This is a genomic window from Lactobacillus sp. C449L (assembly GCF_059900815.1).
The window spans coordinates 1-437 of record NZ_JBWXGA010000298.1; the positions used below are offsets into that span (position 1 = coordinate 1).

Sequence of the window (437 nt, forward strand, 5' to 3'; positions counted from 1 at the left end):
TCCTTCAGCCGTTCGGCGGCTTCGGCATAGAGCTCCATCCGCTCCGACTGCCGCACCACGAGGTTCGGCGGAATGCCGAGCCAGGCGAGATCGGCCTCCGTCTGCTCCGCGTACTCCGTCCGCGAGCGCTCCGCATCGGTGTCGTCGAAGCGGAGAACGAAGATTCCGCGCTCGCGGCGCGCCACGAGCGCGTTGAGCAGCGCCGTGCGGGCATTGCCGATATGGATGAGACCCGTCGGAGACGGGGCGAAGCGCAGGACGGGAGCCATGACCCGCATGTAACGGCCCGGGGCGAAGCTGTCTCCTGCCGCGATCGCTGCGGGCGGATACGGCTCCGCGGCGGTTCGTGAAAGCTTGGAAGAACGCGCGCCGCGACCCGGTATTCAGGCCGTTGGTACGGAACCCGGTCAAGCTTGTCGCGGTTGTCGTCACATCTT

1 protein-coding gene is annotated in these 437 nt (G+C 67.3%); it reads right to left on the reverse strand.

What is annotated here, in order from left to right; all coding sequences use genetic code 11:
- The coding region (locus AC2JF9_RS09480) for a glutamate--tRNA ligase family protein (protein ID WP_500727273.1) at window positions 1-269 on the reverse strand (269 nt) is incomplete at its 3' end.
- Window positions 270-437 lie beyond the last annotated feature (168 nt).